The sequence below is a fragment of the Streptomyces sp. BK022 genome (genome assembly GCF_004217355.1).
GTDB classification, from domain to species: Bacteria; Actinomycetota; Actinomycetes; order Streptomycetales; family Streptomycetaceae; genus Streptomyces; species Streptomyces griseoluteus.
Genome location: NZ_SHKU01000005.1, coordinates 472,204 through 493,550, shown reverse-complemented (window position 1 = coordinate 493,550; position 21,347 = coordinate 472,204). Strand labels below are relative to the sequence as shown.

Below are 21,347 nucleotides of genomic sequence, written 5' to 3'. Positions count from 1 at the left end.
CCGCGCCGTCCCCGAAGGGGCGACGCGGCTTCCGCCGAGAAGTGGGTCAGACCGTCTCGGGCAGCTCGTCCAGGCCCTCGGCGACCAGCTTGGCCAACCGGTCCAGCGCGGCGTCCGCGCCGTCGGCGTCGGAGGCGAGGACGATCTCCTCGCCACCCTGGGCGCCCAGGCCCAGGACGGCCAGCATCGAGCCCGCGTTGACCGGGGTGCCGCCGGACTTGGCGATCGTGACCGGGACGCCTGTGGCCGTGGCGGCTCGGACGAAGATGGAAGCGGGGCGGGCGTGGAGGCCCTCGGCCCAGCCGACGTTGACGCGGCGCTCAGCCATGTGATGCTGCCCTTCAGTCTCTCAGGTTGTCTAGACCAGTTTCCCATACGGGGAACCGTGCCCGAAGCGGCACTTCACCGCCCCGGAACCGCTCCGGACCGGCCGTCGGACCGCGGCCTCGGCCCGACTTCCGTGTCCCACACACTGCCTCGCGCCGTACGCCCGCGCGAGCCGTACGCTGGGGCCCATGCAGACCCCGGCGGACCGGCAGGACCGGCACGAGTATCCCGCCCACTGGGAGGCGGACGTGGTGCTGCGCGACGGCGGTACCGCGCGCATCCGGCCCATCACCGCCGACGACGCCGACCGTCTCGTCAGCTTCTACGAGCAGGTGTCCGACGAGTCGAAGTACTACCGCTTCTTCGCGCCGTACCCGCGGCTCTCCGCCAAGGACGTGCACCGCTTCACGCACCACGACTTCGTGGACCGGGTGGGGCTCGCCGCCACCGTCGGCGGCGAGTTCATCGCCACCGTACGCTACGACCGCATCGGCGCCGACGGCATGGCCGCCTCCGCCCCGGCCGACGAGGCCGAGGTCGCCTTCCTGGTGCAGGACGCCCATCAGGGCCGGGGTGTCGCCTCCGCGCTGCTGGAGCACATCGCGGCCGTCGCCCGGGAGCGCGGCATCCGGCGGTTCGCCGCCGAGGTGCTGCCGGCCAACACCAAGATGATCAAGGTGTTCACGGACGCCGGGTACACCCAGAAGCGCAGCTTCGAGGACGGCGTGGTCCGGCTGGAGTTCGGGCTCGAACCCACCGACCGCTCGATGGCCGTGCAGCTCGCGCGGGAACAGCGTGCCGAGGCCCACTCGGTGCGGCGGCTGCTCGCCCCCGGCTCCGTGGCCGTCATCGGCGTCGGCCGCGCCTCCGGCGGGGTCGGGCGCAGCGTGCTCGGCAACATCCGGGACGCGGGGTACGCGGGCCCGCTGTACGCGGTCAACAACGCCTTCCCCGACGGCTGTCACGAGGTGGACGGAGTGCCCGCCCACCGCTCGGTCCGGGAGATCGAGGGCCCGGTCGACGTGGCCGTGCTCGCCGTACCGGCCGACGTGGTGCCCGCGGTGGTCGCCGAGTGCGGGGAACACGGGGTGCAGGGGCTCGTCGTGCTGTCCGCCGGATATGCCGAGAGCGGGCCCGAGGGACAGGAGCGGCAGCGGGCGCTGGTCCGGCAGGCGCGGGCCTACGGCATGCGGATCATCGGCCCCAACGCCTTCGGCGTCATCAACACCGCCGAGGAGGTCCGGCTCAACGCCTCCCTCGCCCCCGAGATGCCCCGGCCGGGCCGGATCGGGATGTTCGCCCAGTCCGGTGCCATCGGCATAGCCCTTCTCTCCCGGCTGCACCGGCGCGGGGGAGGGGTCACCGGCGTCACGGGCGTCTCCACCTTCGTCTCCTCGGGCAACCGCGCCGACGTATCCGGCAACGACCTCCTCCAGTACTGGTTCGACGACCCCGACACCGACGTCGTCCTCATGTATCTGGAGTCCATCGGCAACCCCCGCAAGTTCACCCGGCTCGCCCGGCGCACCGCCGCCGCCAAGCCGCTCGTCGTGGTGCAGGGCGCCGGCTCCGCCCCCCAGGGGCACGCCGTACGGGCCACCCGGCTCCCGCACGCCACCGTGTCCGCGCTGCTGCGGCAGGCCGGGGTGATCCGGGTGGACACCATCACCGAACTGGTCGACGCCGGGCTGCTGCTCGCCCGCCAGCCGCTGCCCGCCGGGCCGCGCGTCACCATCCTCGGCAACTCCGAGTCGCTCGGCGTCCTCACCTACGACCGCTGTCTCGCGGAGGGGCTGCGGCCGTCCCGCCCCGTGGACCTGACCACCGGCGCCACCGCCGCCGACTTCCACCGGGCGCTCGCCCACGCCCTCGCGGACGACACCTGCGACGCCGTCGTGGTCACCGCCATCCCCGCCATCGGGGAGGGCTCGCCGGACGACGCCGAGCTGGCGGAGGCGCTGCGCTCGGCGGCCGCCGCGGTGCCGGGCAAGCCGGTGCTGGTCGTGCACGTCGAGCTGGGCGGGCTGGCGGAGGCGCTGTCCGCCGCCACCAGCACCGCCCCGAGAGCGGGCGCGCCCGTGCTGCCGCCCCTGCCGCCGCCGGACGGCGCCGCCGGCGAGGACGCCCCCCGGCTGATCCCGGCCTATCCGGCCGCCGAACGCGCGGTGCGCGCGCTGGCCGAGGCCGTCCGGTACGGACAGTGGCGCCGGGAGGCCGCCGATCCCGGCAAGGTGCCGGAGTACGACGACATCGACGAGCGCAAGGCCGCCGAGATCATCGCCGGGCTGCTGGAACGCGGCGAGGGCTTCGCCGTCGGCCCGGAGGACACCCGCGAGCTGCTCGCCACCTACGGCATCCACGTCCGTCCCGCGCTGCCCGCGCCCACCCCGGACGCCGCGGCGTCCGCCGCCCGCTGTCTCGGCTACCCGGTCGTCCTCAAGGCCACCGCGCCCCATCTGCGGCACCGCGCCGACCTCGGCGGGGTCCGGCTCGACCTCGCGGACGAGGAGCAACTGCGGCGCGCCTACGGCGAGTTGACCGAGCTGTTCGGGCCGCCGGAGCAACTGCGGCCGGTGGTCCAGGCCATGGCACCCCGAGGCGTGGACACCGTCGTCCGGGCGGTCATCGACCCGGCGGCCGGTGCCGTGCTGTCCTTCGGGCTGGCCGGGGCCGCGTCCCAGCTCCTGGACGACACGGCGCACCGGCTCGTCCCCGTCACCGACCGGGACGCCACCTCCCTGATCCGCTCCATCCGCACCGCACCCCTCCTCTTCGGCTGGCGTGGCTCCACCCCCGTCGACACCCCCGCCCTGGAGGAACTCCTCCTCAGGGTCTCCCGCCTGGTGGACGACCACCCGGAGGTGGTGGCCATCACCCTCGAACCCGTCGTGGTGGCCCAGCACGGCATCACCGTCCTGGACGCCACCATCCGCCTCGCACCCCCGCCGGCCCGCAACGACCTGGGCCCCCGCACCCTGCCGGCGTACTGAGGGGGAGCCCGACGCGGATCGCCGGCCGGGCGCCGCGTGACGGGAGCTGGCCCGGCTGACACGGTGGCTCGGCGGGGAGCCGCCGGTGATCGTGGCCTTCGAGGATCGTGGCCTTCGAGGCCGGCGGCGGCGGGGAACCGGTCTCCTGCCTCATCGCCGCCGAAGGCGTCGAGATACGGCCGGGACCCGTCCGGCGGGAGGTGCCGGGTCGTCCCGACTGGCCCGGAGTGCACCTGGCCACGGATTAGGATGGACGCCATGGCCAAGACCAGTACGACGACCCAGGGGCTTCGCACGGCGATCGAGCGCAGCGGCTACTACCCGGCCCTCGTGGCCGAGGCGGTGGAGGCCGCTGTCGGCGGCGACGCCGTCCGGTCGTACCTGGTCCACCAGGAGACCACGTTCGACCAGAACGAGGTCCGCCGCCATGTCACCGTCCTCGTGCTGACCGCCAACCGCTTCATCGTCAGCCACACCGACGAGCAGGCCGCCGACGGCACCTCCCCGACCCCGTACGCCACCACGTCCACCGAGTCCGTGAAGATCGGCCGGATCTCCTCCGTCGTGGTCAGCCGGGTGGTGGCCAACCCCGAGCAGTACACGCCGGGCACCCTGCCCCGCGAGGTCGTCCTCACCATCGGCTGGGGCGCGGTCAGCCGCCTCGACCTGGAGCCCGCCGCCTGCGGCGACCCGAACTGCGAGGCCGACCACGGCTACACCGGCAGCTCCACCGCCGACGACCTCAGCCTGCGGGTGAGCGAGGCCGGGGACGGCCCGGAGACCGTGCGCCAGGCGCTCGCCTTCGCGCAGTCCATCTCCGAGGCGACCGCGGACGCCACCCGCTGATGTCCCAGCCCTCTCCCTGGGACGCCCTGGAACCCCTCGCCCTGTCCTCCGCGCCGCTGCCCGAGTACGGCCACGGCTCCCTCGCCGACCTGCTGCCCACCCTCGCGGCCGGCCTGGGCGTCCCCGGCATGACCCCGGCCATCACCGAGCTGACCCCCGCCGACCGGGTCTGCGTCTTCCTCGTCGACGGCCTGGGCTGGGAGCAGCTGCGCGCCCACCCCGACGAGGCGCCGTTCCTGAACTCCCTGCTCTCCAGCTCGCGCGGCGGCACCGGCCGCCCCCTCACCGCCGGATACCCGGCGACCACCGCGACCTCGCTGGGCTCCGTCGGCACCGGTCTGCCGCCCGGCGCGCACGGCCTGCCCGGCTACACCGTGCGCGACCCGGACACCGGCCGGCTGATGAACCAGCTCCGCTGGCAGCCCTGGACCCCGCCGCACGTCTGGCAGCCGTACCCGACCGTGTTCGAGCTGGCCGACCGCGCCGGGGTGCACGCCGCCCAGGTGTCCTCGCCCCACTTCCAGAACACCCCGCTCACCAAGGTCGCGCTCAGCGGCGGCACCTTCGTCGGCAGCCTTGCCGGCGAGGAGCGCATGGACCTCGCGGCACAGCAGCTCGCCGCCGGGGACCGCTCGCTGGTCTACACCTACTACGCCGAACTCGACGGAGCCGGCCACCGCTACGGTGTCGGCTCCGACACCTGGCGCGGCCAGCTCATGTACGTCGACCGGCTCGCCCAGCGCCTGGCCGAGCAGCTTCCCCCGCGCAGCGCGCTCTACGTCACCGCCGACCACGGCATGGTCGACATCCCCTTCGACGAGGAGCACCGCATCGACTTCGACGAGGACTGGGAGCTGCGCGCCGGTGTCTCCCTCCTCGGCGGCGAGGGCCGCGCCCGGCACGTGTACGCGGTGCCCGGCGCGGAGAACGACGTGCTGACCTGCTGGCGCGAGGTCCTCGGCGACCGCTTCTGGATCGCCTCCCGCGACGAGGCCGTGCAGGCCGGCTGGTTCGGCCCGCAGGTCGACGAGCGCGTGTACCCGAGGATCGGTGACGTGGTCGCCGCCGCCCACGACGACGTGCTGATCACCGCCTCCGAGCGCGAGCCCAAGGAGTCGCTGATGGTCGGCAACCACGGCTCGATGACCCCCGGCGAACAGCTCGTCCCCCTCCTCGAAGTCCGTTCCTGAACTCCCCACCCCCCACTCGCCGAAAGGTGCTCAACCCCTCATGCCCGAGCTGGTGTTCTTCTCCGGAACGATGGACTGCGGGAAGTCGACCCTGGCTCTGCAGATCGAGCACAACCGCTCGGCGCGAGGACTCCAGGGCCTGATCTTCACGCGGGACGACCGCGCCGGCGAGGGCAAGCTGTCCTCCCGCCTGGGCCTGGTCACGGACGCGGTCGAGGCGATGCCGGGCATGGACCTGTACGGCCACGTCGTCGCCCTGATGTCGCGCGGCGGCAAGGTCGACTACGTGATCGTGGACGAGGCCCAGTTCCTCGGCCCCGAGCAGATCGACCAGCTCGCCCGCGTGGTGGACGACCTGGACCTCGACGTCTTCGCCTTCGGCATCACCACCGACTTCCGCACCAAGCTCTTCCCCGGCTCCCAGCGCCTGATCGAGCTCGCGGACCGGATAGAGACGCTCCAGGTCGAGGCGATGTGCTGGTGCGGCGCCCGCGCCACGCACAACGCCCGCACGGTCGGCGGCGAGATGGTGGTGGAGGGCGAGCAGGTGGTGGTCGGCGACGTCAACCGCCCCGCCACGGCCGTCGGTTACGAGGTCCTGTGCCGCCGCCATCACCGCCGCCGGATGACCGCCGCCGGAGCCCAGGCCGGCGCCCTCTCCCCGGACGTCCTGCCGGTGACCTCGGGCTGACGGCCGTACCGCAGTCTGCCGGCCGGCCCCGGCGAGGGGCATCGGCCGCGGGAGGAGGCGGTGTGCGGACCGTGCTCTTTGGTGGAACCGTGCTCCACCAAAGGCGCGGAAGTGATTCCGAGTGTGCGGTCGGCTCCGGCGCTCCTCCTACAGCGGATGACGCGGAGCCACCCGTTCCCCAGGATCGGTGCCTGTTCGGCTGAGTGTCCGGACGCGTACCAGGTCCTTTGGGGGAGAAGTGAACGAGCACGCAGCACCCCGTCGTATATCCGTCTTCGACACCACGCTCCGCGACGGCGAACAGGCGCCGGGCAACGCGATGAGCCCCGAGCAGAAGCTCGAACTCGCCCAGCTGATAGCGGGGTTGGGTGTGGACACCATCGAGGCGGGCTTTCCCGCCTCCTCGCCCAGCGACTTCGAGGCGACCCGGCTGATCGCCCGGCACCTGACCGGGACCAAGTTCGCCACGTTCTCCCGCACCACCCGCCGGGACGTGGAGATCGCCGTCGAGGCCGGAGGCACCGAGAACCACCAGGTGCAGATGGTGGCCACCGGCAGTCAGATCCACCTCACCCACAAGCGCGGCATCACCCGCCACGCGGCCGTGCGGGAGGTCGTGGACACGGTCAGGTTCGCGGTCTCCCTGGGCGTCACCGACATCGCCGTCGGTATCGAGGACGCCAGCCGCGGCGAGGACGACCTGCTGCGCGCGCTGACCGAGGCGGCCGTGGAAGCGGGCTCGACCTGCATCATCCTGGCCGACACGACCGGCTGCCACACCCCCGGGGAGTTCGGCGAGCTCATCGGCAAGATCCGCCGGTGGGCGCCGGCGCCCGTCAAGGTCTCCACGCACTGCCACAACGACTTCGGCCTGGCCACCGCCAACACGCTGGCCGGTCTCGCGGCCGGTGCGGACGAGGTCCAGGTCGCTCTCGGCGGCATCGGCGAGCGGGCCGGCAACACCTCGCTGGAGGAGGTCGCCGCCGTCCTCGCGTACAAGAGCGAGCTGCTCGGCATGACCACCGGAGTCCGCCTGGAGGCCATGTACGCGGCGTACAACCGGCTGCGCGAGATCATCCGGCTGGAGGAGCCCCGCAACAAGCCGATCTTCGGCAAGTACGTCTTCGGCACCGCGGCCGGCATCCACCAGCAGGGCATGCTCAACGACCCGAGCACCTACGAGTACGTGGAGCCCGCGCGGTTCGGCCGGGAGCGTTCCCTGCTCATCGGGCGCCACTCGGGGCGGACCGTGCTGCGCCATCTCATCGAGCAGCTCGACGTGCAGGTCGACGAGGCCGAGCTGGACGAGCTGTACCGCGTCCACATCGCCGAGCGCGAACAGGGCGACTGCGAGGACCTGTCGGTCGTACGGGCGCGGCTCGCCCGCGAGCTGGGCACGCGCCGGGCGGTGGCAGCGGCGCGATGAGGTACTCCTATCTGGGTCCGGAGGGCACCTTCACCGAGTCCGCCGTGCGGCGGCTCGCGCCCTCCGCCCAGCAGACCGTTCCCTTCCCCACGGTCCCCGCGGCGGTGGAGGCCATGCGGTCCGGCGGGTTCGCGCGGGCGGTGGTCCCGCTGGAGAACTCCGTCAGCGGTGTGGTGCCGCCCACCCTCGGGGAGCTCGTCGAGCACGCGGGGCAGCTCAGGATCGACGCCCAGGTGGCGATCGGGGTCACCTTCGCCCTGATGGCGGCCGAGGGCACACGGCTGTCGGACGTGCGGCGGGTGGTGAGCCACCCGCACGCGCTCGGCCAGTGCCGGCAGTGGGTGGAGCGGCACCTGCCGCACGCGGAGACGGTCCCCGCCGACTCCACCGCGGCCGCCGCGCTGGCACTCGCCGCCCGGGGACCGGCCGGCGAAGCCGCGATAGCCGCTCCCGCGACCGCCGCACGCTACGGACTGGGCGTGCTGGCCCACGACATCGGCACCCGCAACGACGCCACCACGCGGTTCGTGTCGCTGCGCCGCGCCGGCCCCGAGGGGCCGCCCACGGGCCGGGACCGCACCGCGCTGCTGATCACCTCCGACCGCTCCGCACCCGGCGTGCTCACCGGGGTGCTCGGCGAGCTGAGCCGGCGTCACGTGTCCATCGCCTGGATCCAGTCCTGGCCCCGGCAGACGGCGCGGGGGCGCTACCACTTCCTGGTCGAGGTCGACCAGCACATCGCGTATCCGGGGCTGGCCGAGGCGGTCGAGGCCATGCGCCGCGGCGTCGATTCGCTGGACCTGCTCGGGAGCTATCCGTACATCGTCGACCGTGAGGTCGAGGGGGAGAGGGCGGCCGCATGAGTGCGACACGCATCGCTGTCATCGGCAGCGGACCACGAGGGATGATGGTGCTGGAACGGCTCGCCGCCCGGCTCGCCGAACATCCGGGCCCGCTGGACGTCCGGCTGTTCCTGGTCGACGCCGTGGAGCCGGGGGCGGGCCAGGTGTACCGCACCGACCAGCCCGACTGGTTCCTGATGAACACGGTGGCGGGCCAGTGCTCCGCCTACTCGGGCGAGCCCGACGGCGGACCGGCACGGGCCGGGGCCGGCCCCTCGTTCGGCCAGTGGTGGGAGGCCGCCGGGAACTATCCGGGCCCGGACGGCTACGCCCCGCGCGCGCAGTACGGCCGCTACCTGCGCTCGGTGCTCACCGAGGTGGGAAGGACCCTGCCGCCCGGCGTGACGCTGAGAAGCATCCGGGAACGCGCGGAGGAGGTCGTGCGGGTCGACGGCCGCTACCGGATCGCCCTGTCGGGCGGCGAGCGGCTCGACGTCGACCGGGTCGTCCTGACCACCGGCCACTCCCGCAACCGGCTGACCGGCCGGGAGGGCGAGCTCGCCGCACACGCCCGCCGGCATCCGCGACTGCGCTACATCCAGGGCGAGTCGGCGGCCGACATGCCCCTGCACGAGATCGCGCCCGGCTCCGCCGTCGGCGTCATCGGCCTCGGTCTGTCCTTCTACGACGTGATGGCGGCCCTCACCATCGGCCGGGGCGGCCGCTTCACCCCGGGCGAGGCCGGCACGCTGGTCTACCACCCCAGCGGTGACGAGCCGGTGATCGTCGCCGGTTCGCGCAGCGGGATGCCGCTGCCTGCCCGGGGCCACAACCAGAAGCCGCCCCGGTACTCCTACCGCCCCGTGCTGTTCACCCCCGAGCGCGTGCGCTCCCACCAGCCGCGCGGACCGCTCGACTTCAAGAGCCACGTCTTCCCCTGGCTGCTGGCCGAGATCGAGCTCGTCCACTGTGCGACGGCGCTGCGGCGGACCCTGGGTCCCGAGGTCGCCGAACGGTTCGGCGAACAGGTGGAACTGGCGGCCGGGCAGGGCGTGCCCCCGGTGGCGGCCATCGCGCGGCGGCTGGGACTGGAGGACCTGCCGCCGATCGACATCGACGCGCTGGCCAGGCCGTTCGCGCACCGCACGTTCGCCGGTCCGGAGGACTTCGAGCGGGCGCTGCGCGAGGAGATCGGCCAGGACCTCGCGAACGCCGCCGAGGGCAACGTCGACTCCCCGCTGAAGGCCGCGCTCGACGTCATGCGCGACACGCGCTGGGTGATCCGCGACCTCGTCGACTTCTCCGGGCTGACCGGGCGCTCGCATCAGGAGGACTTCCTCGGCTGGTACGTGCCCCGGGCCTCCTTCCTCGCGGCGGGGCCGCCGAGAGAGCGGCTCCAGCAGGTACTCGCCCTCCTCGACCGGGGGCTGCTGCGCATCGTCGGCCCGCGGACCCGCTTCGACACCGACCCGGCCGGGGGGCGTTACGTCGTCTCCTCGCCCCAGGTCCCCGGTTCCGCCGTCCCGGTCACGACCCTGGTCGACGCGCGGATACCCGACCCCGACCTGCGCCGTGACGTCAGCCCGCTCACCGCGCGGCTGCGCGAGTCCGGCGCGTGGACGACCTACGTCAACCACAGTGGCGGAGCGGGCTACGACACCGGTGGCGTCGCCGTGACCCGCAGCCCGTTCCATCCCGTGGACCGTGACGGCGGCGTCGACGAGGGCATGTACGTCCTCGGCATCCCCACCGAGCACACCAGGTGGTTCATGCAGGTGGGCAGCAGCCGGCCGGGCATGTGGAGCGACTTCGTCCATGACGCCGACGCCATCGCGGCGCACGCGCTGCGCGCGCTGGGCCGGGCCGAGACGTCCTGGACGCCCACGCCCGAACTGGTCGGTCCGGGCGTGGAGACCGCGGCCGAGCGGTCGCGGGAGAGGAGGGCGGGATGAGCGTGCGGGTGGCACAGCGGTTCTCAGGGGTCGAACGGTCCGCGACCGTCGCGCTGCTGGAGACGGTCCAGCGGCTGCGGCGCAGTGGCGTCGAGGTGCTGGACCTCAGCGGCGGTGAGCCGGACTTCACCACACCGGCGCCCGTCGTCGCCGAGGCCGTCTCGGCGCTGGAGGGCGGGGACACCCACTACACCCCGAGCCGGGGCGTCCCCGAACTCGTGCGGGCCGTCGCCGACAAGCTGGAGGCCGAGAACGGCATCCGCCTGGACCCGGCCACCGGCGTCATCGTGACCCCCTCGGCCAAGCAGGCCGTCTTCACCGCGCTGATGACCCTGCTCGACCCGGGTGACGAGGTCATCGTGCCCACCCCCGCCTGGGTGAGCTACCCGGCCATGGCGGGCCTGCTCGGTGCCCGCGCGGTGCCGGCCGAGCTCCGTGCGGAGGACGGGTTCCGGCTGTCCCGGCGGCTCCTGGAGGGCCTGGTCACGGACCGCACCCGGGCACTGGTCGTCAACACGCCGGGCAACCCGACGGGGCACGTCCTGGACCGCGAGGAGGCCGAGGAGATCGTGGCGTTCGCGGTCGAGCACGACCTGGTCCTCGTGGTGGACGAGATCTACGAGAAGATCGTCTACGACGGCCGGGCCCACCTCAGCCTGGGCGCTCTGCCCGGTGCCGCGGAACGCACGCTCACCGTCAACGGTTTCTCCAAGGCGTACGCGATGACCGGCTGGCGGCTCGGTTACCTCGCGGGACCCGAGCCGCTGATCTCCCAGGCCCTCAAGGTCCAGGAGCACACGGTGAGTTGCGCCGCGTCCTTCGTGCAGCGCGGCGGGGTCGCGGCGCTGACCCGGACGGCCGACGACGTCGCCGCGATGCTGAAGGAGTACACGGTGCGCCGGGAGATGACGGTCTCCGCCCTGAACGCGCTGCCTGGCGTCACCTGCGCCTATCCCGAGGGCGCGTTCTACGCGTTCGCCGACGTGCGGGGCACGGGGCTGTCGTCGGCCGCCTTCGCGCAGCGTCTGCTCGACGAGGCCGCGGTCACGGTGGCCCCGGGTTCGGCTTTCGGGCCGGGCGGCGAGGGGTATGTGCGGCTGTCGTTCGCGGCGTCGCGCGAGGTCCTGCAGGGCGCGGCGGAGCGGCTGTCGCGACTGGCCGGCCAGTGGGCGGGCAACTGACGGCCGGCGCCACGGACGCCGTGAGGCCGGCCCCCGGCGGAGGGAAACCGGCCTCACGGTGTGTGCGCTGTCGAGCCCGTTTCAGGCCACTTCGGCGGCGTGGTGCGGGGCGGCGGGCAGGGCTTCCATCTCCGCGCTCCAGGACTGCTGGAAGAGCAGCACGGCCTCCAGCCGGTTGCGGGCCCCGAGCTTGGTCAGCGCGTGGGAGACGTGGCTCTTGACGGTGGCCGGTGACACGCGGAGCCGGACCGCCGTCTCGGCGGTCGACATGCCCTCCGCGAGATTGCGCAGTACCTCTTGTTCGCGGGACGTGAGGGTGTGCAGGAGGTTCTTGGCGCCCGCGGGGGCGGCGACCGGCGCGGTGGCCGTCCGCCGGGCGTACAGAGCGCGCAGCTCCGGGGAGAGCACGGTGTGGCCGCAGGCCACCGCGCGGACGGCGGCGGCGACCTTGGCGACCTTGATGTTCTTGACCAGGCAGCCCGCGGCACCGGCCGCGAAGAACGCGTCGAGGCGCCGCTGGGTCCAGCCGGTGCCGACGACCAGTACCCGCACCTTGCGCAGGTCGAGCTGGCGGATCAGGCCGGCGGCGTCGTCGCGCGGGGCGACCGCCAGGACGGCCACGTCCACGCGGTCGAGCGGCCACTGCCGCAGTGGCTGCTGCTGGTTCACGCTGCCGACCACGTCGAGGTGGGCCGAGGTGTCGAGGACGCGGGTCAGGACATGGCGGGAGATGGGGTCGTGATCCGCGACCAGCACGCGGGCCGGGGCGTCCTGGGCGTGTTCCGCGCCGAAGAGATCACGTTCCAGAGACATGAGGCAAGTCCTTCGTGAAGGTGTTCGATCCCGGTACTCAGAGCCTAGTTTTGGGAACGCTGTTCATCAATGCTGAACAATGTTTTGGCGAGTTTTAGGCGCTCCGTGAGCGGGTGGCCACGTTTCGTGGATCAAGGCGCCGGTTTTTCCGGCAAGACCTTGATCCAGCCTTGTTCCAGCGTTTGTTGACCCCGGCAGAGTCCGCATCTACGGTCTAGCTTTTGCGGGGAAGCCTGGGCCTGTCGCCTGAAAGCACAGGGGGCTCAACGGGGGTCTCTCCGTCGGGGGTCGTTTTCGACAGCGTTGTCGGGTGTCGACTTCCGCATGCCGCCGCAGCGGAGGGAGAAACATGCAGGACAACGCGCTGGCCAGGGCTTGGCTCCGGACATTCGCACGAGCGGTCGAGGAGGGGGAGCAGCGGCTCACCGCCCTCGACTCCGCCATCGGGGACGGGGACCACGGCGTCAACATGCGCCGGGGCACCTCACACGTCCACCACATGCTCGCGCGGGACGGGACGCCGGCCGCCACGGGCCAACTACTGGACGAAGCAGGGGTGTTACTCCGTACCCACGTGGGCGGAGCCTCCGGGGTCCTGTACGGCGGCACCTTCCAGGCGATGGGTGCCGCGCTGATGGTCCGCCGGGCCGGGATGGCCCACCTCGGCGACGCCCTGGACGCGGGACTCGCCGCCATCGTCAGACTGGGCGCGGCGGACCCGGGCGACAAGACCATGGTGGACGCCTTCGCCCCCGCCGTACGGGCGTTCCGTGAGGTGTGCGCGCGGGGCGGGACCATGGCGGCGGCCGTGACGGCCGCCGCGGCCGCCGCCGAGGCGGGCGCCCGGTCCACGATCCCGATGCAGGCCCGCAAGGGCCGCGCCTCGTACCTCGGCCATCGCAGCGTCGGTCACCTGGACCCGGGGGCCGCCTCCACCGAGATGCTCTTCAGGTCGCTCGCCGAGGAGGTCGTGGGCGGCCCCGCGCCGGCGATGGCCCACGGATGGCAGGACTCGTGCCCGTAGTGAGCCGGTGGGTGTCCGCGCCCGCGCACCGGCGGCCCGCGGAGGCTACCCCCAGGCGCCCGCCACGGCGAACGCCTGCTGGGGATTGAGCCGCGGACCGCACGGCGAGACGGATCGCCCGGCCGCCCGGTCCACGCCGAGGGCTCCCCAGGCGCACTCCGTCACGGAGTCGGGCGTCGTCTCCAGCCGTAGCCCCGCGGCGACGCCGCCCGCCTCCGCCACGGCCTGCCCGAAGGCCACGACCTCCTCGATCAGCATCGGCACCAGCCGTGTCCGGTGGCCCGCGCGGGCGGTGATCGTGTTGCCGCCCATCGGATCGCACATCCAGGCCGCCGGGTGCCCGGCCTCCCGCACGGCGGTGACGAGCGGGGGCAGCTCGGCCGCCACCCGGGACGCGCCCATGCGGGAGACGAGGGTGAGGCGGCCCGGCTCGCGGCCGGGGTCCAGCGCGTCGCACAGGCGCAGGAGGCCGCCGGGGGAGGTGCCGGGCCCGACCTCGCAGGCGAGCGGGTTGACGGCGTCGGCGAGCATGCTCACGAGCGCCCCGTCCGGCCGGCTCCCCGTGCGGGTGCCGAGACAGGGCAGATGAGTGGACGTCAGCAGGGTCCGGCCGGCGGGCGTGCGCCGCAGGAAGGGCCGTTCGTGGTCGGGTGCCAGGGCCTCACGGCTCGTCCACACCGGCACCCCCGAGGGCCGGCCGGCGAGAGTGCCGATCCGGACGACCGGCCTGCCGGTGTTCGTCCCGATGATCCCGGCAAGGGCGTCCAGCAGCCGGAGCCTCGGGGTGAGGGCGGCCGGGTGGCACGCGCCGCCGTCGCCGGCCTGGATCACCTGGTACTCGCCCGAGGCGGCCCGGGCCAGCAACCGCCGCAGGGCCTCTGCCTCTTCCCGGGTGACCACGCCGGGCTGCCCGGACACGGGCACGGGAGGCCATGCCCCGGGCCGCGCCGCGGGTGCCGCCACCGCGTCGTCGGCCGGGAGGGGGTACGGCGAGACCACGGTCAGGCTTCCTCTGGCGCGGCGGCGGGCGCCTCCGGGGTCAGATCGGGGCGCAGCGCCGCGGCACCGTGCAGGTACACGTGCGCGGCCGCCGCCCGGGGCCGGCTGGAGTGGGTGTGGATCAGCACGCGTACCGTGCGCGGGCTGCCGCCCGGTACGTCGATCTCGCTCGCGCACATCAGCGGCACGTCCACGAACCCCATCTCCCGGGCGGCGCGGGCCGGGTAGGCGGCGGTCAGGTCGGGGCTGGCGGTGAACCAGATGCTGATCAGATCCGCCGGGTCGACCGCGTTGCGGACGACCAGCTCGCGGAGCAGCTCGGTGGTGGCCCGCACGATCCGGTGCGGATCGTCCGAATCCACCTGGGTGGCACCCCGCAGCGCCAGCACCCGGGAGGCGGGTGGGGCCCCCGTCGGGCGCGGCCGCCCGAGGGAGGCGTGTCCGTTCGCTTCACGGTGTCTGGTCACTTCTTCTCCGGAGGTGCTGACGGCAGGCCGAACAGGTGCGGAACGCCCGTCATCCTGATCGCCCCCCGGCCCCCGCGTCATCCACCGACGGAGGACGTCGGCGGCCCCCGTGACACGGGTGCGCGGAAGGAGGAGGGCCGTGCACCGGTGGAGGAGGTCTCCACCATCGGCCGATGCCCGGGCGCTCCACGGGCCGCGAGCCTTGCGGCCATGGGTTCAACGCTTGCGCAGAAGGTCTGGGCCGGTCACACGGTCCGCAGTGGCGAGGCAGGGGGCGACGACCTCCTCTACGTCGACCTGCACCTCCTCCACGAGGTGAACACGCCCGCGGCGTTCGACGGCCTGCGGGCCGCCGGGCGTACCGTGCGGCGCCCCGAGCTGACGGTGGGAACGGAGGACCACAATGTGCCCACCACGTCCCCGCTCGACGGATTCGACGACCCCGCGGGCCGCCGGCAGGCCGCCCAACTGCGGGACAACTGCGACGCCTTCGGCATCCCGGTGCACCGGCGCGGCGCACCGGGACACGGCATCGTGCACGTCATCGGGCCGGAACAGGGCCTGGTCCGGCCCGGGATGACGGTGGTGTGCTGCGACTCGCACACCACCACGCTGGGCGCCTTCGGCGCCATCGCCTTCGGCATCGGCACCAGCCAGGTGGAGCACGTGCTGGCCACCCAGACACTGTGGACGCGCCGGCCGCTGGACATGGCGGTCGACGTCACGGGGACGCTCCCGGCGGACGCGACCGCCAAGGACCTGGTGATGGCGCTGATCGCGGTCATCGGGACGGGTGGCGGCCAGGGGCACGTCATCGAGTACCGGGGCCCGGCCGTCGAGGCGCTGTCGATGGAGGGCCGGATGACCCTGTGCAACATGTCGGTGGAGGCGGGGTCCAAGGCGGGACTCGTCGCCCCCGACGAGACCACCTTCGCGTACCTGCGCACCCGCCCCGGCATGCCCCGGGGAGCGGACTGGGACGCCGAGGTGGCCTACTGGACCTCCCTGCGCACCGACCCGGACGCGCGGTTCGACAAGAAGATCACCCTCGACGCCTCCACGGTCCGGCCGTACGTCTCCTGGGGGACCAACCCGGCGCAGAGCCTGCCGCTGGACGGACGGGTGCCGAGCCCGGGGGACTTCGCCACCGCCACGGAGCGCGCGGCCGCCGAACGCGCCCTCGACTACATGGACCTGAAGCCCGGCGGCCGGCTGACGGACATCGGGATCGACACCGTGTTCGTGGGCTCGTGCACCAACGGCCGGATCGAGGATCTGCGCGCCGCCGCCGAGGTGCTCCGGGGCCGCAGGGTCGCCGACGGGGTGCGCATGCTCGTCGTGCCCGGCTCCGCCGCCGTGCACCTGCAGGCCGTGGAGGAGGGGCTGGACCGGGTCTTCACCGGCGCCGGCGCGGACTTCCGCCCCATCGCGGGCTGCTCCATGTGCTGCGGCCTGAACGAGGACCGGCTGCGGCCCGGTCAGCGCGCCGTGTCCACCAGCAACCGCAACTTCGAGGGCCGGCAGGGCAAGGGGTCGCGCACCCACATCGCCTCCCCGGCGGTGGCCGCGGCCAGCGCGGTCGCCGGCCGGATCACCGCACCCACCGACCTGTGAGGCCACGCACCGCCATGGACCAGTTCACCGTGCACGTCGGCACGGCGCTGCCGCTCAGGCGCAGCAACGTCGACACCGACCAGATCATCCCCGCCCGCTTCGTCCCCTACTTCAGCCCGACCGGGCACGGCAACGGCCTGTTCGGGGACTGGCGCGACGACCCGGCGTTCACCGCGAACCTGCCCCAGTACCAGGGGGCGACCATCCTCGTCGCCGGGAACGAGTTCGCCACCGGCTCGTCCCGTGAGTCCGCCGTGTGGGCGCTGCAGAAGTCCGGGTTCCGTGTCGTGATCGCCGCGAGTTTCGGAGACATCTTCCGTGAGAACGCCCTCATGCGCGGCCTGCTGCCCGTCGTACTGCCGACGGCGGCGGTGGAGCGGCTGTGGGAGCTGACCGAGGCCGACCCGACCACCCGGGTCACCGTCGACCTGGAGCGGCGAGAGGTCCGGTTCGCGGGCGGGAGCGAGGAATTCCAGGTCAACGAGGGGGCCCGGGACCGGCTGCTGCGCGGTGCGGACACCATCGGCGACACCCTGCGCCACGAGGCGGAGATCGACACGCACGAGCGGGGGCGCCGGCCGCTCCTGCCCACGACGAAGAGGAGCGCGACATGACCCGGATCCCCGCCCTTCTGGTGCTGGACCTCGTCAACGAGATCGCCCACCCGGACGGAAAGTACAACGACGTCTGCCTCGGCCAGATCGAGAGCAGAGGCGTCCTCGGCCACGCCCGCCGCGCCATCGACCACGCCCGGGAACAGGGCATACCGGTGGTGTACGTGGTCGTCGGCTTCTCCGAGGGACTCGCGGACTGGCCGCCGGCGTCGCCGCTGTTCGCCGAGGCGGCCGACGGCGACCGGCTGATCCTGGGGACCTGGGGCACCGAGGTCCACGACTCCCTCAAGCCCGAGGCGCACGAGCAGGTCATCGCCAAGCGGCGGGTCAACCCGTTCCTCGGCACGCACCTCGAACTGCTCCTGAGGTCCTACGGCGTGAACACGCTGCTGCTGACCGGCGTGACGACCGACCTGGTCATCCTGTCCACCGCCCGCGAGGCCCACGACCTGGACTTCCGCGTGGAGGTACTGGAGGACGCCACCGCCACGTCGAGCCCGGAACTGCACGAGGCGGCGCTGACCCTGCTGCGCCGTACCGCCGAAGTCACCACCGTGGACGAGGCGCTGGGGCGGACGGCGGCCGCCCCGGGATACGAGACCGAAGGGAAAGTGTGAGCCGATGCAGCCGTTCCACGTCATGACCGACCGGGAGAAGGACGAACTGTACGGGGTTCTGGAGACCGTCGGGACCAGCCCCTACGACGACTACCACGCCTTCTCCGCGGCTGTACGGCAGGTGACGGAGGGCAATGTTCCGCAGTCGCTGCTCCAGGCCGCCGAACGGATCAGGGCGGACCGCGCGGAGGGTGTCTCCGACACCCACGTGATGCGCAACTGCCCGGTGGACAAGGAGCTTCCGGAGCTCGGCCACGAGGACCCGCAGGCGGACAAGTACGCCCGCAAGCGGACCTTCGTCGGCGAGGGCTTCCTGGAGCTCGTCGCCCAGCTCACCCGCACCCCCGTGATGGCGTACGCGACCCGCTTCAACGGGGACTTCTTCACCGACGTGTACTCGATCAGCAAGTACCACGGGAAGCAGACCGGTTACAGCGACGGCGAGCTCGTCTACCACAACGACCGCACCGCCCATCCCGTGCGGGCGGACTACATCAGCCTGCTGGGCATGCGGTGCCCGGTGCAGGAGTACACCTGCACCAGCCTCGTCGAGGCCCGGACCCTGCGGGCCGCGCTGCCGGAGGACACCCTGCGCGTGCTGAGCGAGGCGCACTTCGTGACCCCCTTCGACGTGGTGTCCCGGGACAACAACAGCAGCCTGACCTTCTCGGAGAAGCACCCGGTCTTCCAGGGCGATTACGGCATCCGCTACCTGGACACGCACACCACGGTCCCGCCGGACGCCCCGGCGGAGGCCAAGGACGCCCTGATCGAGCTGAAGAACGCGCTCACCCGGGCGGAGAAGAAGCGGCACCGCATCCTGGAGGGCGACCTGCTGATCTTCGCCAACCAGAACGGGCTGCACAGCCGCGAGCTGATCGAGGTCAACGACCCCGAGCGGTCCCGCTCACGCTGGCTGCTGAAGACGTACACCCTGCGCAGCCAGGCCGTCGCGGACGGCTTCGCGGACCGCTGGGTGGAGGGTGTGGCCGGCCTGGTCGGCGACTGACCTCGCCGCCGGGTCCTGGGGCCCGAGGGGGAGGTGCGCGGGAGGTGTTCCCGCGCACCTCCCCCTTCGCCGTTCCCGTCCCCCGGCCCCGGCCGCGGTCAGTCGGTCACGCGCCACGCGACGCCCCGGCCCGCACCGAGCTCGCGGGAGAGCAGCGTCGCCGCGTCGCGCACGGCCGCGGCGTGCCGGGTCCGGTTCTCCTCGGACAGGATCCGCTCCACGGGGCCGATGACGCCGATCGAGCCCACCGGGTCGCCGGAGTGGTCGAACACGGGCGAGGCGATGCCCGCCTCGCCCAGCACGCTCTCCTGGTCCTCCAGGGCGTAACCGGTCTGCCGGGTCCGGGTCAGCTGCTCCGTCAGGACATCGGGGTCCGTCACGCTCTTCCCGGTCAGCCGCGCCAGTTCGCCCCGCAGCAGTTCCTCCTGCCGCTCCCGTGGCAGGAAGGACACGAGGGCCTTGCCGAGCGCGCAGGTGTTCCACGGAACGGTGGCGCCGAGCTCCAGGATCTGCACGCCGCCGCCGCGCCGGAAGGCGTGGTGCACGACGAGGATGTGCCGGTCGCCGTCGAGCACCGCGACCCACACCGTCTCCCCGGTGTGCTCGGCCAGCATGTCCGCACGCCCGGCGGAGCGGGACCGCAACTCCTGCGTCGCCAGGTAGGAGTTGCCAAGGCGAAGCAGGGCCGGTCCCAAGAGGTATTTACTCGTCCCCTTTTCCTGGCGTACCAGACCTTCGGACTCCAGGGTGCGCAGCAACGCGTGGACGGTCGGCTTCGAGACGCCGAGCCGCGCGGCGAGCTCGGTGACGCCCAAGCGGGGCCCCGATGTCGACAGTTCCCTCAGGATGCGCGCCGCACGCTGAACGGACTGCACCATATTCGACTCGCATTCAGTATTGCGGAACGCCGTTTACAATAGCATTACTCGCCAAGAATGCGCTTGCCGCCAAATGTGTAAGTCGTAACCCTTTGCGATCGGTATGGGAATGAGATCGCAAAGGGTTATGGGACGGATCGTGTGCCGTGTGGGGCCCTCGTGAACGCCGCGCGCCGGCGGGCGATGTGCCGGGGCATCACCCGTTCGGACGGGCGCAGCCTACGCCCTGGTGGCGGGAAAGGGGAGGTGTGTGCCGGACGCGTTCCGGCCGCCGCCCGGGCGGCCGGAAACCCGTCGACCGGACAGCCCCGGGGGCGGCTCGCGGAGCGCGCCGGGGATTCCCCGCCTCACCGGCGGCGGGGAATCCCCCATGGCCTCAGCGGGTCCGGGCGGCGTCCGCCCGGCGCCCGGTGGCCGCGGCCAGCACCGACGCCACCAGGAACGCCACAGCCGCGATGACCGCCGAGGTGTGCAGCCCGCCGATCATGCCGCCGGTCGAGCCGAGGAGCGTCCCGAAGAGGGCGACACCCAGGGCGCAGCCCACCTGACGGGAGACGTTGAACACCGCCGACGCCACGCCGGCCTTCTCCGCGGGGCTCGCCTCCATGATCGCGACGGTGGCGGCGACGACGGTGACGGGCGTAGCCAGGCCGGTGGCCATGAGCGCGAAGAGCAGGACGGGGTAAGGCGTGTCGGGCCCGGCCGCCAGCCAGCCCAGGAAACCGACGCTTCCGAGCAGCAGTGCGCCGGCCATGGGCAGGTAGGGACCGCTGCGGGCGGTCAGACGGCTCGACAGCGGCGCCGCCAGGAAGCCCATGCAGACCGACGGCAGCAGGGCGAATCCCGTCGCCAGCGGGCTGAGGTGACGCTCCTGCTGGAAGTACAGCGTGGCGACGAAGAGCAGCCCGTAGTAGCCGAAGCTGAGCAGCAGACCGATGACGTTCGTCGCGGTGAGCCGGATCTCGCGGAAGAGCGACAGCGGCAGCAGCGGCCGTACGCCCTCCGGTCGCAGGACGGCGCCCTTCTCCAGGCGCAGTTCGAGGACGACGAAGGCGGCCAGGGCCACCACGCCCCCCGCGAACAGTGTCAGCACCTCCGGCGACGACCACCCCTTGGTGCCCGCCTCGTTGAGGCCGCCGGCCACCCCGAGCAGCCCGACCACGCCGAGCAGCAGTCCGGCCGGGTCCATCCGGCCGGGCCGGGCCCGCCGGGCGGGGGCGGGAACATGGCGCAGGGTCAGCAGTACCGCCACCGCGGCCACGGGCAGGTTGACCCAGAACACCGAACGCCAGTCGAAGCCCGAGACCAGCAGCCCGCCCACCGCGGGACCGGCGCCGAAGGCGACCGCCGAGACGAGCCCCCAGTAGCCGACCGCCCGGGAACGCTGGGCCCGGTCCGGGTAGGCGGCCTGCAGCAGGGCGAACGAGGCGGGAACCAGGAGCGCGGCTCCGGCACCCTGGGCCAGCCGGGCCGCGATGAGCACCTGGGCCGAGGGCGCCACCCCGCAGCCGACCGAGGCGGCCGCGAAGACTCCGAGGCCCGCGAGGAAGAGTGTGCGGTGTCCGAAGCGGTCACCGAGTCCGCCGCCGAGCAGCAGCAGTCCGGCGAAGAAGGCGCTGTAGCCGTCGACGATCCACTGCATGTCCGACGGGCCGGCGTGCAGCGAGTCCTGGATGGAGGGCACGGCCACGTTCACGACCGTGACGTCGAGCATCACCAGGAAGTAGCCGAGGCTCAGCGCGATGAGCGGCGGCAGCGAGAGGGGCGGCCCGCCCGAGGGCGGATCGGCGGCGACGGCCGCCTGCGCGGACGAGACGGAGGGGTCGGTGGAGGTCATGTGATCCAGTCTCGGGCCGCGAAACTTCGT

19 protein-coding genes are annotated in these 21,347 nt (G+C 73.0%); 13 read left to right on the top strand and 6 right to left on the bottom strand.

Features of this window, described 5'->3' with window-relative positions; translation table 11 throughout:
- Positions 1-46: 46 nt before the first annotated feature.
- Complete coding sequence (locus tag EV284_RS23260) at positions 47-328, bottom strand: HPr family phosphocarrier protein (protein WP_030803123.1); 282 nt, start codon at positions 326-328, stop codon at positions 47-49.
- Positions 329-515: 187 nt separating this feature from the next.
- Here EV284_RS23260 and EV284_RS23250 point away from each other — a divergent pair, with 187 nt between their 5' ends.
- The 8 genes from EV284_RS23250 (at position 516) to EV284_RS23215 (ending at position 11,445) form a co-directional block, all read left to right on the top strand.
- Entirely contained in the window at positions 516-3,317 is a 2,802-nt protein-coding gene (locus EV284_RS23250; RefSeq protein WP_207229109.1) for a bifunctional GNAT family N-acetyltransferase/acetate--CoA ligase family protein, read from the top strand.
- Between the two features lie 249 nt (positions 3,318-3,566).
- The gene (locus EV284_RS23245) at positions 3,567-4,163 is read left to right on the top strand and encodes a DUF5998 family protein (protein ID WP_130337289.1); all 597 of its coding nucleotides are present in this window, start codon (positions 3,567-3,569) and stop codon (positions 4,161-4,163) included.
- Positions 4,163-5,353 (top strand): nucleotide pyrophosphatase/phosphodiesterase family protein, encoded by a 1,191-nt coding sequence (locus tag EV284_RS23240; RefSeq protein WP_130337287.1) that lies wholly within the window; start codon positions 4,163-4,165, stop codon positions 5,351-5,353. Before EV284_RS23245 ends, EV284_RS23240 begins: the two co-directional genes overlap by 1 nt.
- Before the next feature lie 40 nt (positions 5,354-5,393).
- The gene (locus EV284_RS23235; RefSeq protein ID WP_130337285.1) at positions 5,394-6,044 is read left to right on the top strand and encodes a thymidine kinase; all 651 of its coding nucleotides are present in this window, start codon (positions 5,394-5,396) and stop codon (positions 6,042-6,044) included.
- 238 nt (positions 6,045-6,282) lie between these two features.
- Positions 6,283-7,470, top strand: coding sequence for a pyruvate carboxyltransferase (locus tag EV284_RS23230; protein WP_130337283.1), 1,188 nt, complete (start codon positions 6,283-6,285; stop codon positions 7,468-7,470).
- Positions 7,467-8,333 carry a prephenate dehydratase gene (gene pheA / locus EV284_RS23225; RefSeq protein ID WP_130337281.1) on the top strand — a complete coding sequence of 289 codons (867 nt, stop codon included), beginning with the start codon at positions 7,467-7,469 and terminating at the stop codon, positions 8,331-8,333. Before EV284_RS23230 ends, pheA begins: the two co-directional genes overlap by 4 nt.
- Entirely contained in the window at positions 8,330-10,264 is a 1,935-nt protein-coding gene (locus tag EV284_RS23220; RefSeq protein WP_130337279.1) for an FAD/NAD(P)-binding protein, read from the top strand. The genes pheA and EV284_RS23220 overlap by 4 nt, the downstream gene beginning before the upstream one ends.
- Positions 10,261-11,445 carry a pyridoxal phosphate-dependent aminotransferase gene (locus EV284_RS23215; RefSeq protein WP_130337277.1) on the top strand — a complete coding sequence of 395 codons (1,185 nt, stop codon included), beginning with the start codon at positions 10,261-10,263 and terminating at the stop codon, positions 11,443-11,445. The genes EV284_RS23220 and EV284_RS23215 overlap by 4 nt, the downstream gene beginning before the upstream one ends.
- Positions 11,446-11,526: 81 nt before the next feature.
- On the opposite strand, the gene EV284_RS23210 is transcribed toward EV284_RS23215, so the two are convergent.
- Entirely contained in the window at positions 11,527-12,258 is a 732-nt protein-coding gene (locus EV284_RS23210; RefSeq protein ID WP_130337275.1) for a response regulator transcription factor, read from the bottom strand.
- A gap of 349 nt (positions 12,259-12,607) precedes the next feature.
- Here EV284_RS23210 and dhaL point away from each other — a divergent pair, with 349 nt between their 5' ends.
- Positions 12,608-13,282, top strand: coding sequence for a dihydroxyacetone kinase subunit DhaL (gene dhaL, locus EV284_RS23205; protein ID WP_130337273.1), 675 nt, complete (start codon positions 12,608-12,610; stop codon positions 13,280-13,282).
- Between the two features lie 45 nt (positions 13,283-13,327).
- Here dhaL and EV284_RS23200 read toward each other — a convergent pair whose 3' ends face one another.
- Complete coding sequence (locus EV284_RS23200) at positions 13,328-14,200, bottom strand: 3-deoxy-7-phosphoheptulonate synthase (protein ID WP_242625794.1); 873 nt, start codon at positions 14,198-14,200, stop codon at positions 13,328-13,330.
- Between the two features lie 83 nt (positions 14,201-14,283).
- Entirely contained in the window at positions 14,284-14,670 is a 387-nt protein-coding gene (gene aroH / locus EV284_RS23195) for a chorismate mutase (RefSeq protein ID WP_242625802.1), read from the bottom strand.
- Positions 14,671-14,958: 288 nt separating this feature from the next.
- Here aroH and leuC point away from each other — a divergent pair, with 288 nt between their 5' ends.
- Genes leuC through EV284_RS23175 form a run of 4 tightly spaced genes read left to right on the top strand, consistent with a single transcriptional unit; the run spans position 14,959 to position 18,602 of the window.
- Positions 14,959-16,362: a 3-isopropylmalate dehydratase large subunit gene (gene leuC, locus EV284_RS23190; RefSeq protein ID WP_130337269.1), complete on the top strand. Its 1,404-nt coding sequence runs from the start codon at positions 14,959-14,961 to the stop codon at positions 16,360-16,362.
- A gap of 14 nt (positions 16,363-16,376) precedes the next feature.
- A complete protein-coding gene (gene leuD / locus EV284_RS23185; protein WP_130337505.1) occupies positions 16,377-16,976 on the top strand; it encodes a 3-isopropylmalate dehydratase small subunit in 600 nt (199 codons plus the stop codon).
- Complete coding sequence (locus EV284_RS23180) at positions 16,973-17,593, top strand: isochorismatase family cysteine hydrolase (RefSeq protein ID WP_130337267.1); 621 nt, start codon at positions 16,973-16,975, stop codon at positions 17,591-17,593. Before leuD ends, EV284_RS23180 begins: the two co-directional genes overlap by 4 nt.
- A 4-nt stretch (positions 17,594-17,597) precedes the next feature.
- Positions 17,598-18,602, top strand: coding sequence for a TauD/TfdA family dioxygenase (locus EV284_RS23175; protein WP_130337265.1), 1,005 nt, complete (start codon positions 17,598-17,600; stop codon positions 18,600-18,602).
- Positions 18,603-18,700: 98 nt separating this feature from the next.
- On the opposite strand, the gene EV284_RS23170 is transcribed toward EV284_RS23175, so the two are convergent.
- Together EV284_RS23170 and EV284_RS23165 are read right to left on the bottom strand one after the other, a co-directional pair.
- A complete protein-coding gene (locus tag EV284_RS23170) occupies positions 18,701-19,480 on the bottom strand; it encodes an IclR family transcriptional regulator (protein WP_130337263.1) in 780 nt (259 codons plus the stop codon).
- A gap of 376 nt (positions 19,481-19,856) precedes the next feature.
- Positions 19,857-21,317 carry an MFS transporter gene (locus tag EV284_RS23165; RefSeq protein WP_130337261.1) on the bottom strand — a complete coding sequence of 487 codons (1,461 nt, stop codon included), beginning with the start codon at positions 21,315-21,317 and terminating at the stop codon, positions 19,857-19,859.
- Between the last annotated feature and the right edge of the window lie 30 nt (positions 21,318-21,347).

What these genes read in the sequence shown, in the direction of transcription:
- EV284_RS23260 (WP_030803123.1), bottom strand. Translation starts at nt 328, where the DNA reads ATGGCTGAGCGCCGCGTCAACGTCGGCTGGGCCGAGGGCCTCCACGCC.
- EV284_RS23170 (WP_130337263.1), bottom strand. Translation starts at nt 19,480, where the DNA reads ATGGTGCAGTCCGTTCAGCGTGCGGCGCGCATCCTGAGGGAACTGTCG.
- dhaL (WP_130337273.1), top strand. Translation starts at nt 12,608, where the DNA reads ATGCAGGACAACGCGCTGGCCAGGGCTTGGCTCCGGACATTCGCACGA.
- leuC (WP_130337269.1), top strand. Translation starts at nt 14,959, where the DNA reads ATGGGTTCAACGCTTGCGCAGAAGGTCTGGGCCGGTCACACGGTCCGC.
- EV284_RS23215 (WP_130337277.1), top strand. Translation starts at nt 10,261, where the DNA reads ATGAGCGTGCGGGTGGCACAGCGGTTCTCAGGGGTCGAACGGTCCGCG.
- EV284_RS23210 (WP_130337275.1), bottom strand. Translation starts at nt 12,258, where the DNA reads ATGTCTCTGGAACGTGATCTCTTCGGCGCGGAACACGCCCAGGACGCC.
- EV284_RS23245 (WP_130337289.1), top strand. Translation starts at nt 3,567, where the DNA reads ATGGACGCCATGGCCAAGACCAGTACGACGACCCAGGGGCTTCGCACG.
- EV284_RS23180 (WP_130337267.1), top strand. Translation starts at nt 16,973, where the DNA reads ATGACCCGGATCCCCGCCCTTCTGGTGCTGGACCTCGTCAACGAGATC.
- EV284_RS23235 (WP_130337285.1), top strand. Translation starts at nt 5,394, where the DNA reads ATGCCCGAGCTGGTGTTCTTCTCCGGAACGATGGACTGCGGGAAGTCG.
- EV284_RS23175 (WP_130337265.1), top strand. Translation starts at nt 17,598, where the DNA reads ATGCAGCCGTTCCACGTCATGACCGACCGGGAGAAGGACGAACTGTAC.
- EV284_RS23250 (WP_207229109.1), top strand. Translation starts at nt 516, where the DNA reads ATGCAGACCCCGGCGGACCGGCAGGACCGGCACGAGTATCCCGCCCAC.
- EV284_RS23220 (WP_130337279.1), top strand. Translation starts at nt 8,330, where the DNA reads ATGAGTGCGACACGCATCGCTGTCATCGGCAGCGGACCACGAGGGATG.
- leuD (WP_130337505.1), top strand. Translation starts at nt 16,377, where the DNA reads ATGGACCAGTTCACCGTGCACGTCGGCACGGCGCTGCCGCTCAGGCGC.
- EV284_RS23240 (WP_130337287.1), top strand. Translation starts at nt 4,163, where the DNA reads ATGTCCCAGCCCTCTCCCTGGGACGCCCTGGAACCCCTCGCCCTGTCC.
- pheA (WP_130337281.1), top strand. Translation starts at nt 7,467, where the DNA reads ATGAGGTACTCCTATCTGGGTCCGGAGGGCACCTTCACCGAGTCCGCC.
- EV284_RS23165 (WP_130337261.1), bottom strand. Translation starts at nt 21,317, where the DNA reads ATGACCTCCACCGACCCCTCCGTCTCGTCCGCGCAGGCGGCCGTCGCC.